Source organism: Diaphorobacter sp. JS3050 (assembly GCF_013154915.1).
Lineage (GTDB): Bacteria > Pseudomonadota > Gammaproteobacteria > Burkholderiales > Burkholderiaceae_C > Diaphorobacter > Diaphorobacter nitroreducens.
Genome location: NZ_CP053553.1, coordinates 996,437 through 1,011,140, shown reverse-complemented (window position 1 = coordinate 1,011,140; position 14,704 = coordinate 996,437). Strand labels below are relative to the sequence as shown.

Annotated in this window: 16 protein-coding genes and 1 pseudogene; 2 read left to right on the top strand and 15 right to left on the bottom strand. The window is 66.7% G+C overall.

Features of this window, described 5'->3' with window-relative positions; translation table 11 throughout:
- Positions 1-52 precede the first annotated feature (52 nt).
- The 11 genes and pseudogenes from hisG to HND92_RS04925 form a co-directional block, all read right to left on the bottom strand.
- Positions 53-703: an ATP phosphoribosyltransferase gene (hisG, locus tag HND92_RS04975; RefSeq protein ID WP_011804208.1), complete on the bottom strand. Its 651-nt coding sequence runs from the start codon at positions 701-703 to the stop codon at positions 53-55.
- The gene (murA, locus tag HND92_RS04970; protein WP_172206274.1) at positions 700-2,022 is read right to left on the bottom strand and encodes a UDP-N-acetylglucosamine 1-carboxyvinyltransferase; all 1,323 of its coding nucleotides are present in this window, start codon (positions 2,020-2,022) and stop codon (positions 700-702) included. The genes hisG and murA overlap by 4 nt, the downstream gene beginning before the upstream one ends.
- Before the next feature lie 221 nt (positions 2,023-2,243).
- Positions 2,244-2,492, bottom strand: coding sequence for a BolA family protein (locus HND92_RS04965; RefSeq protein ID WP_011804206.1), 249 nt, complete (start codon positions 2,490-2,492; stop codon positions 2,244-2,246).
- A gap of 1 nt (position 2,493) precedes the next feature.
- Complete coding sequence (locus tag HND92_RS04960; RefSeq protein ID WP_172206272.1) at positions 2,494-3,249, bottom strand: ABC transporter permease; 756 nt, start codon at positions 3,247-3,249, stop codon at positions 2,494-2,496.
- Complete coding sequence (locus HND92_RS04955) at positions 3,246-4,163, bottom strand: ABC transporter ATP-binding protein (protein ID WP_103737812.1); 918 nt, start codon at positions 4,161-4,163, stop codon at positions 3,246-3,248. Before HND92_RS04955 ends, HND92_RS04960 begins: the two co-directional genes overlap by 4 nt.
- A gap of 97 nt (positions 4,164-4,260) precedes the next feature.
- Positions 4,261-4,542: pseudogene (locus HND92_RS04950) on the bottom strand (lipid asymmetry maintenance protein MlaB); the annotation flags it as partial.
- A gap of 18 nt (positions 4,543-4,560) precedes the next feature.
- On the bottom strand, positions 4,561-5,208 hold the full coding sequence (locus HND92_RS04945) for a phospholipid-binding protein MlaC (RefSeq protein ID WP_047349918.1): 648 nt from the start codon (positions 5,206-5,208) through the stop codon (positions 4,561-4,563).
- 178 nt (positions 5,209-5,386) lie between these two features.
- Entirely contained in the window at positions 5,387-6,151 is a 765-nt protein-coding gene (locus HND92_RS04940) for a VacJ family lipoprotein (protein ID WP_172206270.1), read from the bottom strand.
- The gene (gene mlaD / locus HND92_RS04935; RefSeq protein WP_172206268.1) at positions 6,148-6,636 is read right to left on the bottom strand and encodes an outer membrane lipid asymmetry maintenance protein MlaD; all 489 of its coding nucleotides are present in this window, start codon (positions 6,634-6,636) and stop codon (positions 6,148-6,150) included. Before mlaD ends, HND92_RS04940 begins: the two co-directional genes overlap by 4 nt.
- 34 nt (positions 6,637-6,670) lie before the next feature.
- Positions 6,671-7,453, bottom strand: a complete 783-nt coding sequence (gene mlaE / locus HND92_RS04930) for a lipid asymmetry maintenance ABC transporter permease subunit MlaE (RefSeq protein ID WP_172206266.1) — start codon at positions 7,451-7,453, stop codon at positions 6,671-6,673.
- Positions 7,450-8,271 carry an ABC transporter ATP-binding protein gene (locus HND92_RS04925; RefSeq protein ID WP_172206264.1) on the bottom strand — a complete coding sequence of 274 codons (822 nt, stop codon included), beginning with the start codon at positions 8,269-8,271 and terminating at the stop codon, positions 7,450-7,452. Before HND92_RS04925 ends, mlaE begins: the two co-directional genes overlap by 4 nt.
- Before the next feature lie 363 nt (positions 8,272-8,634).
- Between HND92_RS04925 and speD the strand changes: the two genes are divergently transcribed.
- Both speD and speE read left to right on the top strand, forming a co-directional pair.
- Entirely contained in the window at positions 8,635-9,045 is a 411-nt protein-coding gene (speD, locus tag HND92_RS04920; protein WP_172206262.1) for an adenosylmethionine decarboxylase, read from the top strand.
- On the top strand, positions 9,045-10,007 hold the full coding sequence (gene speE / locus HND92_RS04915; protein ID WP_172206260.1) for a polyamine aminopropyltransferase: 963 nt from the start codon (positions 9,045-9,047) through the stop codon (positions 10,005-10,007). Before speD ends, speE begins: the two co-directional genes overlap by 1 nt.
- A gap of 459 nt (positions 10,008-10,466) precedes the next feature.
- Here speE and HND92_RS04910 read toward each other — a convergent pair whose 3' ends face one another.
- The 4 genes from HND92_RS04910 to HND92_RS04895 form a co-directional block, all read right to left on the bottom strand.
- The gene (locus tag HND92_RS04910) at positions 10,467-11,249 is read right to left on the bottom strand and encodes an amino acid ABC transporter ATP-binding protein (RefSeq protein WP_103737815.1); all 783 of its coding nucleotides are present in this window, start codon (positions 11,247-11,249) and stop codon (positions 10,467-10,469) included.
- Complete coding sequence (locus tag HND92_RS04905; RefSeq protein ID WP_011804194.1) at positions 11,230-11,883, bottom strand: amino acid ABC transporter permease; 654 nt, start codon at positions 11,881-11,883, stop codon at positions 11,230-11,232. The genes HND92_RS04910 and HND92_RS04905 overlap by 20 nt, the downstream gene beginning before the upstream one ends.
- 177 nt (positions 11,884-12,060) lie before the next feature.
- Positions 12,061-12,861, bottom strand: coding sequence for an amino acid ABC transporter substrate-binding protein (locus HND92_RS04900; RefSeq protein WP_041835888.1), 801 nt, complete (start codon positions 12,859-12,861; stop codon positions 12,061-12,063).
- A 316-nt stretch (positions 12,862-13,177) separates the two neighbouring features.
- The gene (locus HND92_RS04895; protein ID WP_172206258.1) at positions 13,178-14,656 is read right to left on the bottom strand and encodes a glutamate synthase subunit beta; all 1,479 of its coding nucleotides are present in this window, start codon (positions 14,654-14,656) and stop codon (positions 13,178-13,180) included.
- Positions 14,657-14,704 lie beyond the last annotated feature (48 nt).

Genomic DNA, 14,704 nt, shown 5'->3' with positions numbered 1-14,704 from the left:
CCGGGCGATGGACGCGGAACCAAAGCGGCGCAGACGCAGCCCTGCGCACCCCTCAGCCCTGCGGCACGGCGGAGGCGAATGCGTCGATGATGCGGCGCAGCGGCGCCTGCTTCAGCTTCAGCGCGGCCTGGTTCACCACCAGGTGCGAACTGATGTCCATGATCTGCTCCACCTCCACCAGGTTGTTGGCCTTGAGCGTGTTGCCAGTGGAGACCAGGTCCACGATGGCATCGGCCAGGCCGGTGAGCGGCGCCAGTTCCATGCTGCCGTAGAGCTTGATGAGGTCCACGTGCACGCCCTTGCTGGCGAAGAAATCGCGCGCGATGCTGGTGTATTTGGTGGCCACCTTCAGGCGTGAGCCCTGGGTGACGGCCTCGCGGTAGTCGAAATCGGCGCGCACGGCCACGCTCACGCGGCACTTGGCAATCTTCAGATCCAGCGGGCGGAACAGCCCCTGGCCGCCGTGCTCGATGAGCGAGTCCTTGCCGGCCACACCCAGATCGGCGCCGCCGTATTGCACGTAGGTCGGCACGTCGGTGGCACGCACCAGCACCACGCGCACCTCGGGGCGGCTGGTGGGCAGGATGAGCTTGCGCGACTTCTCCGGGTCTTCCAGCACCTCGATGCCGGCAGCGGCCAGCAGAGGCAGGGTTTCTTCAAAGATGCGGCCCTTGGACAGGGCGAGTGTGATCTGCTGCGTCATTGAATTCTCTCGATGTCGGCCCCCAGGCCGCGCAGTTTGGCTTCCATGCAGTCGTAGCCGCGGTCCAGATGGTAGATGCGGTCCACCAGCGTTTCCCCGTCGGCCACCAGCCCGGCGATCACCAGGCTGGCCGAGGCGCGCAGGTCGGTGGCCATGACGGTGGCGCCCGATAGCCGCGCCCCCGCAGGCGCCGCGCCGCCCAGCCCCTCGATCACCGCTACGCGGCCATCCGTGGTCTGGATTTTCGCGCCAAGGCGCAGCAACTCGTTGACGTGCATGAAACGGTTCTCGAAGATCGTCTCGGCCACCGTGGCGGTGCCCTGGGCCACCACGTTCAGCGCCATGAACTGCGCCTGCATGTCGGTGGGAAAGCCCGGGTACTCAGTGGTGCGAAAGCCCTGCGCCTTGAGCTGCGCCGCGCCAGGGCTGCGCACGCGGATGCCACCCTCTTCCGGTGCCACCTGCACGCCCGCGTCGCGCAGTTTGTCGATCACGGCGTCCAGGTGGTCGGCACGCCCGTGGCGCAGCAGCGCATCGCCGCCCGTGGCGGCCACGGCGCACAGGAAGGTGCCGGCCTCGATGCGGTCGGCCACGACGGCGTGCTCGCAGCCGTGCAGCCGCTCGACACCCTGGATGCGGATGCGGCTGGTGCCATGGCCCTCGATACGCGCGCCCATCTTGATGAGCATCTCGGCCAGGTCCGCCACCTCGGGTTCCTGCGCGGCGTTCTCCAGCACGGTCTCCCCCTCAGCCAGCGTGGCGGCCATGAGCAGATTCTCGGTGCCGGTCACCGTGACCATGTCGGTGGTGATGCGCGCCCCCTTGAGTCGCGTGCACCCCTGCGGCAGCCTGGCGATCATGTAGCCGTGCTCGACCACGATCTGCGCGCCCATGGCCTGCAGCCCCTTGATGTGCTGGTCCACCGGGCGCGATCCGATGGCGCAGCCGCCCGGCAGCGACACCGTGGCCTCGCCGAAGCGGGCCAGCAGCGGCCCCAGCGCCAGTACCGAGGCGCGCATGGTCTTGACCAGATCGTAGGGCGCCTCGGGCGTGGACAGGCCGCCCGCGTCCAGGCGCACTATGCCGGCCGCATCGGCCACGGAACAGTCGGGGTTGGCGATGCGGTCCACCTGCACGCCCATGTTGCGGATGAGCCGCAGCATGGTGGCTACGTCCTGCAGGCGCGGCACGTTGTGCAGGGTGACCGGGTCGGTCGTGAGCAGCGCGGCGCACAGCTCGGGCAGCGCGGCGTTCTTGGCGCCGGAAATCGGCACCTCGCCCACCAGGGGGCGGCCACCGCGAATCAGGAGTTTGTCCATGGGTTTGCCGGTTGCTGCATTCAGTGCCAAAAATGGCTCTAGCGCTTATCTATCAAGCGGTAGCAGCTATTAAAATAATAGTGCGCGAATTCTCTGGGGGAACGCCGCGCGACGGTGTATGCGCCCATCCACCGCCAAGGACCGGGGCATGCCGCCCGTGCCGCCCCCGCGCCGGGGCACGGTCCCGGCCGCACGGCCATCTTGCGAAGGACGGGGCCGTATCAGTCGCCCGCCTGGGCCTGCGCCCACTCGGCGGGGGTGAAGGTCTTCATGGACAACGCATGCACCTCGTCCGACTGCATGCGTGCGCCCAGTGTGGCGTAGACACGCTGGTGGCGCTGGATGGAGCGCTTGCCCTCGAACTCGGACGACACGATGGTGGCGTACCAGTGGCGGCCGTCGCCCTCCAGCGTGATGTGGTCGCAGGCCATGCCCGCGCTGATGATGTCCTTGAGTTGGTCTGCAGTCATGTCAGTTCCTGATTTTGTAGCCCGTGCGCAGCAGGTGCAGCGCCAACAAGCTGACCAGCGCCCATGCCAGGCCGACGACGCCCAGGCTGAGCCAGGGGGAGACGTCGCTCACGCCGAAGAAGCCGTAGCGGAAGCCGTCGATCATGTAGAAGAACGGGTTCAGGTGGCTTGCGCCCTGCCAGAACGGCGGCAGCGATTGCACCGAATAGAACACGCCCGACAGGAAGGTCATGGGCACGATGATGAAGTTCTGGAATGCCGCCATCTGGTCGAACTTGTCGGCCCACAGTCCCGCGATGACCCCCAGCGTGGCCAGCAGCGCCGCGCCCAGCAGTGCGAACGCAAGAATCCACAGCGGCGCGGCGAACTGCGGCGTGGCGAACGCCAGCGTGACGATGAACACACCCAGGCCCACCACCAGGCCGCGCACCATGGACGAGCCCACGTAGGCCGCGAACAAGGCACGGTGCGATAGCGGCGTGAGCAGCACGAACACCAGACTGCCCATGATCTTGCTCTGGATCAGGCTGGACGAGCTGTTGGCAAAGGCGTTCTGCAGCACGCTCATCATCACCAGGCCGGGCACCAGGAAGGCGGTGTAGCTCAGCCGGTCATAGACCCTGACATGGTCTTCGAGCACATGGCCGAAGATCAGCAGGTACAGCACCGCCGTGAGCACCGGCGCCGCCACGGTCTGGAAGCCCACCTTCCAAAAGCGCAGCACTTCCTTGTAGAACAGGGTCTGCCAGCCGATCATGCGTGCTCCTCCTGCTCGGCCGCCATGACGTTGAGGAACACATCCTCCAGGTCGGCCTTGCGGATCTCCACGTCCTCCACGCGCACGCCTGCGGCGCGCAGCCGGGCCAGCAACTGCTCGATCTCCTGCGCGTCCTGCGCGGGCAACTGGGCCACGCGGCCGGTCACGCGCGCCAGCGCTGCCAGGTCGGCCGGCAGCGTATCGTCGGTCTTGAACCGCAGGACGTTGGTGGAGGCCGCCTGCAGCAGCTCGGACGTGCGCGCCAAGGCCACGACGCGCCCGCGCTTGAGCATGGCCAGCCGCGTGCACAGCGCCTCGGCCTCTTCAAGGTAATGGGTGGTCAGCAGCACCGTGTGGCCCTGCTTGTTGAGGCGCGCCACAAACTGCCACAGCGTCTGGCGCAGTTCCACGTCCACACCGGCCGTAGGCTCGTCCAGCACGATGATGGGCGGTTTGTGCACCAGCGCCTGGGCCACGAGCACGCGGCGCTTCATGCCGCCCGAGAGCTGGCGCATGTTGGCCGTGGCCTTGTCGGCCAGCCCCAGGTTTTCCAGCAGCTCATCGATCCAGGCGTCGTTGTTCTTCACACCGAAGTAGCCGGACTGGATGCGCAGCGTCTCGCGCACGTTGAAGAACGGGTCGAACACCAGTTCCTGCGGCACCACGCCCAGCAGCCTGCGCGCGTCGGCAAACTGGGTTTGCACGTCATGGCCCAGCACGCTGACGCGCCCGCTGGTGGCGCGCGCCAGCCCGGCGAGGATGCTGATCAGCGTGGTCTTGCCGGCGCCGTTGGGGCCCAGCAGGCCGAAGAACTCGCCCTCCTCGATGTCCAGACTGACATCCTGCAGCGCCTGGAAAGGCCCTCGGGGAGTGGAAAAGCTCTTGGAGATGGATTGGAAGGAGACGGCGGGCATGGAAGAGCGGCATTCTAAAGGGGGGCTCTTGCGCGCGTGTCCGCAGGGGTTTGGCCGGCAGGCAACCCGCAGGTGCGGGCAGCCCCGCAGGCCGCCGCTACAGGGCGGGCAGCAGTTCCTGCACCCCGTACAGCCCCGCCAGGCTGGACAGCGCCGGCGGCAGGGCCTTGACCACGAAACCGCGGTTCTCGAACACCGCTGCGCGGCGGCACTCCAGCAGCACCGCGAGTGCGGAGGAGTCGAAGGCCGTCAGCGCACCGGCATCCACCACCACCAGCGATTCGTCCTGGGCCTTGAGCCCTTGCAGCAGCATGCGCAGGGTGGCGCCAGCGTGGCGGTGGGTGAGTTCAGCGGGCAGCACCAGCATGCACAGGCCTTTCGGTTCTTTCTGTTCTGGTTACTTGGCGCTGGAGGCGGCGTTGGCCTTGTTGCGCGCCACCAGCGCCTCGATCAGGCCATCCACGCCCTTGGCGTTGATCTCCTGCGCGAACTGGCTGCGGTAGGTTTCCACCAGCCACACACCCATAACGTTGAGGTTGTAGATTTTCCAGCCCGCACCCTCGCCCGGCGTCTTCTCCAGGCGGTAGTCCAGTTGTATCGGGTCGCCCCGGCCGCGGATTTCGGTGCGCACGAGCACGTCCTTGTCTTCGGCGGCTGCGCGCAGCGGCTTCACAACGATGCTCTGGTCCGTGACCTGGCTGAGCGCGCCCGCGTAAGTGCGCACCAGCAGTGTCTTGAACTCGTCCTGCAGGCGCGCCTGCTGCTCCGGCGTAGCCTTGCGCCAGCCCGGCCCGACGGACGCTGCCGTCATGCGGCGGAAGTTCACGTGGGGCATGATGGTCTTGTCCACCAGTGCCATGATGCGGTCCACGTCGCCGGCCTTGATGGATTTGTCTTTGCGCAGCGTCTCCAGCACATCGACCGAGAGGCGCTTGACGAGGGCATCCGGCGCCTCGTCGGCCGCCAGCGCGGCCTGGGGCACGGCCACCCACGTGGCCACCGCCATCGCGGCGGCGGCATGGATCAGGGTACGGCGGTTCATCATGGTGAGGCTCCTTGCGTGCAGCGCCACGCCGTGCGCTGCCATGTCTGGTTTCGTTGGGTAGATTGTGGAGGGCGCCCCGCGCTGCACATGCGTCGCCCCCGTGCAGGGATGCAAGCAACTGCAACCGCGCCTGTCAGCCAGGGGCCCGAGTGCTTGTCAGGCCGGCCTTTGCGGGTTTTCAGTACTCGTCGTCAGGCAGCTTGCCCCCGTTTTCCTCATAGGCGCCCTCGTCGCGTGCGCCTGACACGCCACTACGCACCTTGAGGTACACGTCGCGCGTGAAGCTGTAGGGGTCCAGGGTCGCCGTATCCAGCACCGAGCCCGCGCGCAGCAGGCTGGCGCGCTTATCGACAATGCGCAGGCCGTACAGGGAATTGCGGACCTCCACCGGGTCGAGCTGGCCCAGCGGGTTGCCCCAACTGTCTACCGGCAAAGCGGCCGTGTCGCGCACGGTGGACGGCCCCAGCAGCGGCAGCACGAGATACGGCCCCGTGGGCACGCCCCAGCGGCCCAGCGTCAGGCCAAAGTCCTGCTTGTGCCGCTCGATGCCTGCCTCGCTGGCAATGTCCAGTACGCCGCCCAGCCCGAAGAAGGTGTTGGTGGTGAAGCGCACGAGGCTCTCGTAAGCCTCCAGCCCGCGGAACTGCAGCAGGTTGTTGACGAACGACCAGGCATCGCCCAGGTTGCCAAAGAAGTTGCTCACGCCCGTACGCACCGGCTGCGGCGTCACGTCGCGGTAGGCGGTGGCCACCGGCTTGAGCACGGCCCTGTCCAGCGTGTCGTTGAACGAATACATGCTGCGGTTGAAAGGCTCCAGGGGGTCTGCCGGATTGGCATTCGGGCCGGTGGCGCAGCCGCTCAGGAGTGCGGCGCCCAGCAGCAGCGCCGCAGAGCGGCCCACCCAGCTTCTGGAGCGCGTTGTGGAACAGGTCTGTGTTGTCATTTTTTGCTGCCTCCGGCGCTGGACGAAGCGCTGTCCTCGGCCTTGCCGTACAAGAATTGTCCGATCAGATTTTCGAGCACCACGGCGGATTGCGTGGAGGTCACCACATCGCCTTCGGCCAGATTGTTCTCGTCGGCACCCGGCTCGATGCCGATGTACTGGTCGCCCAGCAGGCCGCTGGTCAGGATCTTGAGCGAGCTGTCCTTGGGGAAGGCATATTCCTTGTCCATGTCCAGGGTCACCCGCGCCTGGAAGGTGTTGGAGTCGAAGGTGATGGCCTGCACGCGCCCCACCACCACGCCCGCGCTGCGCACGGCGGCCTTGGGCTTGAGGCCGCCGATGTTGTCGAAGCGCGCCGACACCAGGTAGCCCGAGCGGAAGTTGAGGCTCAACAGATTGGCCGACTGCAGGGCCAGGAAAACCAGCGCCGCGCCGCCCAGCAGGACGAACAGGCCGACCCAGAAATCGTTCTTGGAATGCTGCATGGTGAATTTCTCTCCGTGGGCGTGCGTGCCGCCCTCAAATACTGAACATCACTGCCGTGAGGACGAAGTCCAACGCCAGCACGGACAGCGACGCCATCACCACCGTGCGCGTGGTGGCGCGCGAGACGCCTTCCGGCGTCGGCTTGGCCACGAAGCCCTGCAGCACCGCGATGAAGGTGACGGCCACGCCGAACGCGAGGCTCTTGACGATGCCGTTGCCCACGTCCTTCCAGACGTCGACACCGCTTTGCATCTGGCCCCAGAACGCCCCGCCGTCCACGCCGATGAGCACCACGCCGACCAGCCAGCCACCGATCACACCCACCGCGTTGAACACCAGTGCCAGCAGCGGCATGGCGATCACGCCGCCCCAAAAGCGCGGCGCCAGGATGCGGCGCACCGGGTCCACGGCCATCATTTCCATGGCCGACAGCTGTTCGCCGGCGCGCATCAAACCGATCTCGGCCGTGAGCGACGTGCCCGCGCGTCCGGCAAACAGCAACGCCGTGACCACCGGCCCCAGCTCGCGCACCAGGCTCAGGGTGACCACCAGGCCCAGGGAGTTGGACGAGCCGTACAGCTGCAGCACGTTGTAGCCCTGCAGCGCCATCACGAAACCGACGAACAGGCCCGAGGTGGCGATGATGGACAGCGAGTAGTTGCCCAGGAAGTGCACCTGGTCGCGCACCAGCGCCGGGCGCCGCATGACCGCCCCGAACAGCCCCACCATCTGCCCGAACAGGCGCGCGCCCATGCCGACGTCCACCAGTTTGCGGCGCACGGCATAGCCCACGTGCGACGGGCGCCACCAGCTCATGCCACACCTCCAAAATCCTGCTGCACCGAGGGGCCGGGGTAATGGAACGGCACGGGCCCCGTGGGCAGCGCATGCACGAACTGATGCACCAGCGGGTCCTGGCTGGCGCGCACCTCTTCGGGCGTGCCCTGCGCGGCCACGGTGCCGGGGCCGAGGATGATGACGTGGTCGGCCAGGCGGAAGGTCTCCTCCAGGTCGTGCGAGACGATGATGGTGGTCAGGCCCATGGCGTCGTTGAGTTGGCGGATGAGTTGCGCCGCAGTACCCAGGGAGATCGGGTCAAGCCCGGCGAAAGGCTCGTCGTACATGATGAGGTCGGGGTCGAGGGCGATGGCCCGCGCCAGCGCCACGCGCCGCGCCATGCCGCCCGAGATCTGGCTGGGCATGAGGTCGCGCGCGCCGCGCAGGCCCACGGCGTGCAGCTTCATGAGCACGATGTCGCGGATCAGCTCCTCGGGCAGATCGGTGTGCTCGCGCAACGGAAAGGCCACGTTCTCGAACACGCTCATGTCGGTGAACAGCGCGCCGAACTGGAACAGCATGCCCATGCGTCGGCGCGCGGCATACAACTGTGCGGTATCCATGCGCCCTACGTCCTGGCCGCCCACCAGCACCTCGCCCTGCTGGGCGCGCTGCTGGCCGCCAATGAGGCGCAGCACCGTGGTCTTGCCGCCGCCCGAGGCGCCCATCAGCGCCGTGACCTTGCCGCGCGGCACGGCCAGCGACAGGTCGCGCAGGATCACGCGCTCGCCATACCCGAAGGTGACGTTGCGCAGCTCCACGAGGGCGTCGCCCGGCGATGAAAGTGGGGAGGACATGGTGTATGCAGATACGCCCAACTCTACGACAGAGCGCGAGGCGAACCCGACATCATAGGGGAAACCCCTCTGCTCGGCTGCGCCTCTCATTAAAACCTGTGGTTTGCATATGACGTTTGGCTATACTCGCCGGTTCTTAAGAAATGTCCCGCCCGACCCTCCGGGCGGATTGCTTGTCAGCGTTGCTGCATGGGCGTCATCGACGCACAACGGAACGAAGGCGCGGCAATGTGCCTGCGACATTCCCTTTTCTTCCGTTGCGCGTCTGCCTCCCGGCAGCGTGCTGGTCGGTACCCGGCGGACGGCGTCCGACCGCGGCGCCGTTTCCTGCCACCCCCGCAGAAAGAGAAAAGGCTCCAGATAATGAAGAATCTCCAGTCCGTCGTTCCCATCCCGGCTCCTGTCCCCCAGCGCCAGGCCACGGGCCTGCACCTGATCGGCGACCTGTATGGCTGTCTCTGCGACAGCCGCCTGATGTTGGACGCCGCGCACCTGGAATCGTTCTGCAGGGAGCGCGTGGCCGCCGCCGGGCTGACCACCGTGGGCAGCCTGTTCCACAGCTTTGGCGAAGGCGGCGGCGTGACCGGCGTGGTGGTGCTGGCCGAATCGCATCTGTCCCTCCACACCTGGCCCGAGGCAGGCTACGTCACGCTGGACGTCTATGTCTGCAACTACACCGAGAACAACCGCCCCAAGGCGCAAAAACTGTTCGACGACCTGCTGGCCGCGTTCAACCCGGCCGACCCGCACCTGCACCGCGTGGATCGCGCCTGATGGCCGGCCCCCTGCCCGCGCAGGCCACGCGCTACGTGGCCGAGCGCCTGAGCGCCGACTTCGGCCTGTACCTTAGCGACACCCGCACGCTGGCCACGCGCCAGTCCGCCTGGCAGCACATCGAGGTGTTCGAGAACCCGCAGTTCGGCCGCGTGATGCGCATCGACGGCTGCTTCATGACCAGCGAGCGCGACGAATTCTTCTACCACGAGCCGATGGTGCACCTGCCGGCCATCGCCCACCCCGGCGTGCGCCGTGCGCTGGTCGTGGGCGGGGGGGACGGCGGCGCCGCCGAGGAGTTGCTGAAGCTGCCCGGCATCGAGCAGGTGGTGCTGGCCGAACTGGATGGCGAGGTGATTGCCATGGCCCGCGATTGGCTGGGCCAGATCCACCGTGGCGCCTTTGACGACCCGCGCCTGGAGGTGCGCCTGGGCGACGCGCGCGCCTTCATCGGCCAGACCGAGGAGCGCTTCGACCAGATCGTCCTGGACCTGACCGACCCCTTCGGCCCCGCCGTCGAGCTGTACACCGTGGAGTTCTACGCCGCCTGCCGCCGCGCGCTGAACCCGGGCGGCGTGCTGTCGCTGCACCTGGGCTCGCCCGTGCACCTGCCCGAGAGCCTGGGGCGCATCGCCGCCTCGGTGCGCGCGGTGTTTCCCATCTTCCGCCCCTACCTGCAGTACGTGCCGCTGTACGGCACGTTGTGGTGCATGGGCATGGCATCGGACAGCACCGACCCCGCCCGGCTCAGCGCCGACGAGGTGGACGCACGCATCGCCGCGCGCGGCCTGGGCGATCTGCAGCTGTACAACGGGGCCGTGCACCATGCGCTGCTGGCGCAGCCGAACTTCGTGCGTGCGCTGCTGGATCGGCCTGCGCTGCCGCTGCACAGCGGGGATGTGCTGGAAGAAGTGCGGGACCCAGCAGAGTTGCCGGAGGTGGTGGTGTCCGCTGCCGCGTAATGTCTAGGGCCTGTTCACACTATTTTTGCCAGTGCGAATGGCGTGAAAACCGCGCCAATCTAGGCGCGTGACGACGCCAAGGCCGGGGCCTTGGCTAGGAGGGCAACGACGAATGGCGCGGTTTTCACTCCGTTCCCTCCGGGTTGCGATCAAAAAGGGCCATTCGCGGCGTTGCCAAGCCTCGCTGGGGTAGCACCCCAGCTTCGTTTGGCGCCTTGCGCCTGGCCCTTTTTGATCGCAACGCATCTGGCAAAAATAGTGTGAACAGGCCCTAGCCCAATCGCCGCCTAGCGCTTGCTGGGCGAGCGCTGGCAGCTATCTTTTTTAAGCCCCTGCGCAGGGTTGGATGTCGCTAGCCGAGGCCGTCCCCGCCAGCGACACAGAATCCCATTAGCTACCAAAAGCATAGCTTCCAGCGCTTATCCCATAACCGCCAGAGCCCAATTCGGCGCTAGACCTTCAAAGCATGTGCTGCAAGAACGCCCGCGCCCGCTCATGCCCGGGATCGGCAAAGAACTCCCCGGCCGGACGCGCCGCGATGAGTTCACCCTGGTCCATGAAGGCCACGGTATTCGCCACCTCGCGCGCAAAACCCATCTCGTGCGTGACGACCAGCATGGTCATGCGCTCCTCGGCCAGCTCGCGCATGGTGCGCAGCACCTCGCCCGTGAGTTCGGGGTCCAGCGCCGAGGTGGGCTCATCGAACAGCATGATGTCGGGCTCCATGCACAGCGCACGCGCGATCGCCACGCGTTGCTTCTGGCCGCCCGACAGGCGCGAGGGATAGTTGTCCCGCTTCTGCGCCAGGCCCACCTTGTCCAGCAGGGCCTCGGCGCGGGCGATGGCCGCGTCGCGCGCCAGGCCCTGCACCACCATGGGCGCCTCGATGAGGTTCTCCAGCACCGTGAGGTGCGGAAACAGGTTGAAATGCTGGAACACCATGCCGGTCTTGGCGCCGATGCGGCGCACTTCGGCATCGGGCACGTAGGCGCAGCGCCCCTGCGCGTCGGTCGTGGCCAGGGTTTCGCCTTCGATGGCGATGTGGCCGCTGTCGATGGTTTCCAGGTGGTTCAGGCAGCGCAGAAAGGTGCTCTTGCCGGAGCCCGAGGGACCGATCACCGCCACCACCTCGCCACGGTGCACCGACAGCGACACGCCGCGCAACACCTGCACATGGCCGAAGGCCTTGCGCACGTCGCGCGCCTCGATCATCTGCGTGGCGTCACTGGTCAAACTTGGCATAGCGTTTCTCCAGGCGCTGGAAGCCCCAGGTGAGCACCAGGGTCATGACGAGATAGAAGGCGGCGGCAACGATGAAGGGCGTGGTCGTGAAGTCGCGCTGCACGATGCCGCGCGCGGCGCGCAGCAGGTCGTTCAGCGCCAGCACGTAGATGAGGGACGTGTCCTTGACCAGGGTGATGGTCTCATTGCTCATGGGCGGCAGGATGCTGCGCACCATCTGCGGCAGCACGATGCGGCGCATGGTCTGGCCGTAGCTCATGCCCAGCACCTTGGCGGCCTCGTACTGGCCACGGTCCACCGACTGGATGCCGGCGCGGAAGATCTCGGCGAAATAGGCCGCGTAGTTCAGTGCGAAGGCCGCCACGGCGGCGGGGAAGTCCGGCAGGCGCACGCCGATCACCGGCACGAAGGGCAGCGCGAAGTAGATGAACAGCATCTGCAGCATGAGCGGCGTGCCGCGCATGAGCCAGATGTAGCCGTTCACCGCGCCCGACAGGGCCTTCCAGCGCGACAGCCGCATGAGCGCCAGCGCCAGGCCCAGCGGCACGGCCAGCACCAGCGTGATGAAGAACAGCTTCAGGGTGACGGTGGCGCCCTGCGCCAGCGGCCCCAGGAGGGAGAGTAGGTAGTCCATGGGGTCACGAGAATTCAGTGCCTTGCACAGCACGCAACCGTCGAAACTGGCGCGCCCCAGGCCAGCGGACGCCGCGCAAGGGCCGCCCCGCCGCGCTGGCGTCGTCCCCCTTCCCGAATTGCGCAGCAATTCGAGAGAAGGGGGAAGGAGCGAAGCGACACAGGGGGTTGTTCGCTATTACTTGATGATGTTCTTGCCGAACCACTGCTCGGCAATCTTGGCGGCGCTGCCGTCCTGCTTCATGTCGGCCAGCGCCTTGTCCAGCTTGCCGTGCAGTTCGGTGTCGTCCTTGCGCACGCCCACGCCGTACTCTTCGGTGCCGAAGTTGTCGTCCAGCACGGCGTACTGGTCAGGCTTCTTGGCCACGTAGTAGCGGCCCACCACCTCGTCCACCACCACGGCTTCCAGGCGGCCGGTGGTCAGGTCCATCAGGGCGGTCACGTTGTCGCCGAAGGTCTTGAGTTCCTTGAACGACTTGAAGACAGCCTCTTCCTTCTTGATGGCGTCCACGGCGCTGGAGCCTTCCTGCGCGCCGACGACCTTGCCGGCCAGATCGGCCTTGGCCTTGATGGCGGAGCCTGCGGGCACCACGATGATCTGGTGGTTCTCCATGTAGGGCGCGGTGAACAGGATGTTCTGCTTGCGCTCCTCGGTGATGGTCAGGCCGTTCCACAGCGCATCCACGCGCTTGCCGGACAGCTCGGCTTCCTTGGCGCTCCAGTCGATGGGCTTGAACTCCACCTCCACGCCCAGGCGCTTGGCGGCTTCCTTGGCCATGTCGATGTCAAAGCCCACCAGCTCGTTCTTCTCGTCGCGGAAGCCCATGGGCGGGAAGTTGTCGTCCAGGCCCACGACGATCTTCGTGACGGCGGCCGGGGCGGGTGCAGGCGCGGCTGCGGGGGCGGCGGGTTCCTGCTTGGAGCAACCCACCAGCACGGCGCCCAGGGTCAGCAGGGCAACGGCGGCAAACTTCTTCATGGTGTAGCGATTCTTGAAAAGAACAGTCGGAACGAACAAACGGCCCGGGCACGCCGCTCGACCAGGAAGGTCGCGCAGCAAGCCCATGACCGGGCAAACCCTGAATTGTCCCACCGATGCGGAGACTGCGCCCACTGCCAGCGTTGGAACGGGGGATTTGATGCCAACAACTGCCGCAGCGCCCGTCCAGCAAGCGCAAGCAGCTATCAAAAAATGAGCACAACGGCGCCCAGGGCGCCGTTGTGCGGATAGACGGGCATGCAGACTGCGGCTGCGACCGCCTTCTGTAATTGCCCAATGGCGAGGGATTCCCGCCTCAGCGCGGCAGACTGCTTTCCCCCATCAGGAATTCATCCACCGCACGCGCGGCCTGGCGGCCTTCGCGGATGGCCCAGACCACCAGCGACTGGCCGCGGCGCATGTCGCCGGCGGCGAACACCTTGGGCGCGCTGGTCGCATAGCCGCCGGTGAAGTCCGTCGTGGCCTGGGCATTGCCCCGCGCATCCTTGTCCACCCCGAAGGCGTCCAGCACGGCAGCCACCGGGCTCACGAAACCCATGGCCAGCAGCACCAGGTCGGCCTGGTATTCCTTCTCGGTGCCGGGGACCTCGATGAACTTGCCATCCTTGAACTCCACCTGCACGGTCTTGAGGCCCGTGACCTTCTTGCCGTCGCCGATGAACTCCTTGGTGGCGATGGCGAACGCGCGCTCGCAGCCCTCCTCGTGGCTCGAGCTGGTGCGCAGCTTGTACGGCCAGTAGGGCCACACCAGGGGCTTGTTCTCTTGGCTTGGCGGCATGGGCATCAGCTCGAACTGCGTGACGCTGGCCGCGCCATGGCGGTTGCTGGTGCCCACGCAGTCGCTGCCCGTGTCGCCGCCGCCGATGACGATGACGTGCTTGCCGTCTGCGCGGATCTGGCCCTTGAGCTTGTCGCCCGCGTTGACCTTGTTCTGCTGCGGCAGGAACTCCATCGCGAAGTGAATGCCGTCCAGTTCGCGCCCCGGCACGGGCAGGTCGCGCGACTGCTCGGCGCCACCCGTCAGCAGCACGGCATCGAAGTCCTTGCGCAGTTGCTCGGGCGTGATGGTTTCCTTGGACCAGTTGGTGACCTTGCTGCCTTTGCCCAGCCCATCCTTGGCCGCGCCGATGAAGACGCCGGTACGGATCGTCACGCCCTCGGCCACCAGTTGCTCCACGCGGCGGTCGATGTGCCACTTCTCCAGCTTGAAGTCGGGAATGCCGTAGCGCAGCAGGCCGCCCACGCGGTCGTTCTTCTCGAACAGGGTCACGTCATGGCCCGCGCGGGCGAGCTGCTGCGACGCGGCCAGACCGGCGGGGCCGGAGCCCACCACGGCGACCTTCTTGCCGGTCTTGTGCTTGGCCGGCAGAGGCTGCACCCAGCCGTGCTCCCAGGCGCGGTCGATGATGGCGTGCTCGATGCTCTTGATGCCCACCGCGTCGTCGTTGATGTTCAGCGTGCAGGCCGCCTCGCAGGGTGCGGGGCAGATGCGGCCGGTGAACTCGGGGAAGTTGTTGGTGCTGTGCAGCACCGCGATCGCGCTCTTCCAGTCCTGGTGGTAAACGAGGTCGTTGAAGTCCGGGATGATGTTGTTCACCGGGCAGCCGTTGTGGCAGAACGGCGTGCCGCAATCCATGCAGCGGGCGCTCTGCAGCTTGGCCTGGGCGTCATCAAGGCCGATGACGAATTCCTTGTAGTGCTTGAGGCGCTCGCCAACGGGCTTGTAGCCCTCCTCGATGCGCTCGTATTCCATGAAACCTGTGGTCTTGCCCATGATCGTGGTGTCCTGTCTTTGTGCATGCTGCCGCAGCGGGGCCCCAGG

Bases quoted from the DNA above. Each gene is read 5' to 3' on its own strand.
- speE (WP_172206260.1), top strand. From the start codon at position 9,045: ATGGCCGGCCCCCTGCCCGCGCAGGCCACGCGCTACGTGGCCGAGCGC.
- HND92_RS04965 (WP_011804206.1), bottom strand. From the start codon at position 2,492: ATGACTGCAGACCAACTCAAGGACATCATCAGCGCGGGCATGGCCTGC.
- HND92_RS04955 (WP_103737812.1), bottom strand. From the start codon at position 4,163: ATGCCCGCCGTCTCCTTCCAATCCATCTCCAAGAGCTTTTCCACTCCC.
- HND92_RS04960 (WP_172206272.1), bottom strand. From the start codon at position 3,249: ATGATCGGCTGGCAGACCCTGTTCTACAAGGAAGTGCTGCGCTTTTGG.
- HND92_RS04925 (WP_172206264.1), bottom strand. From the start codon at position 8,271: ATGTCCTCCCCACTTTCATCGCCGGGCGACGCCCTCGTGGAGCTGCGC.
- HND92_RS04905 (WP_011804194.1), bottom strand. From the start codon at position 11,883: ATGGACTACCTACTCTCCCTCCTGGGGCCGCTGGCGCAGGGCGCCACC.
- HND92_RS04940 (WP_172206270.1), bottom strand. From the start codon at position 6,151: ATGACAACACAGACCTGTTCCACAACGCGCTCCAGAAGCTGGGTGGGC.
- HND92_RS04900 (WP_041835888.1), bottom strand. From the start codon at position 12,861: ATGAAGAAGTTTGCCGCCGTTGCCCTGCTGACCCTGGGCGCCGTGCTG.
- HND92_RS04895 (WP_172206258.1), bottom strand. From the start codon at position 14,656: ATGGGCAAGACCACAGGTTTCATGGAATACGAGCGCATCGAGGAGGGC.
- speD (WP_172206262.1), top strand. From the start codon at position 8,635: ATGAAGAATCTCCAGTCCGTCGTTCCCATCCCGGCTCCTGTCCCCCAG.
- HND92_RS04945 (WP_047349918.1), bottom strand. From the start codon at position 5,208: ATGATGAACCGCCGTACCCTGATCCATGCCGCCGCCGCGATGGCGGTG.
- murA (WP_172206274.1), bottom strand. From the start codon at position 2,022: ATGGACAAACTCCTGATTCGCGGTGGCCGCCCCCTGGTGGGCGAGGTG.
- mlaD (WP_172206268.1), bottom strand. From the start codon at position 6,636: ATGCAGCATTCCAAGAACGATTTCTGGGTCGGCCTGTTCGTCCTGCTG.
- mlaE (WP_172206266.1), bottom strand. From the start codon at position 7,453: ATGAGCTGGTGGCGCCCGTCGCACGTGGGCTATGCCGTGCGCCGCAAA.
- hisG (WP_011804208.1), bottom strand. From the start codon at position 703: ATGACGCAGCAGATCACACTCGCCCTGTCCAAGGGCCGCATCTTTGAA.
- HND92_RS04910 (WP_103737815.1), bottom strand. From the start codon at position 11,249: ATGCCAAGTTTGACCAGTGACGCCACGCAGATGATCGAGGCGCGCGAC.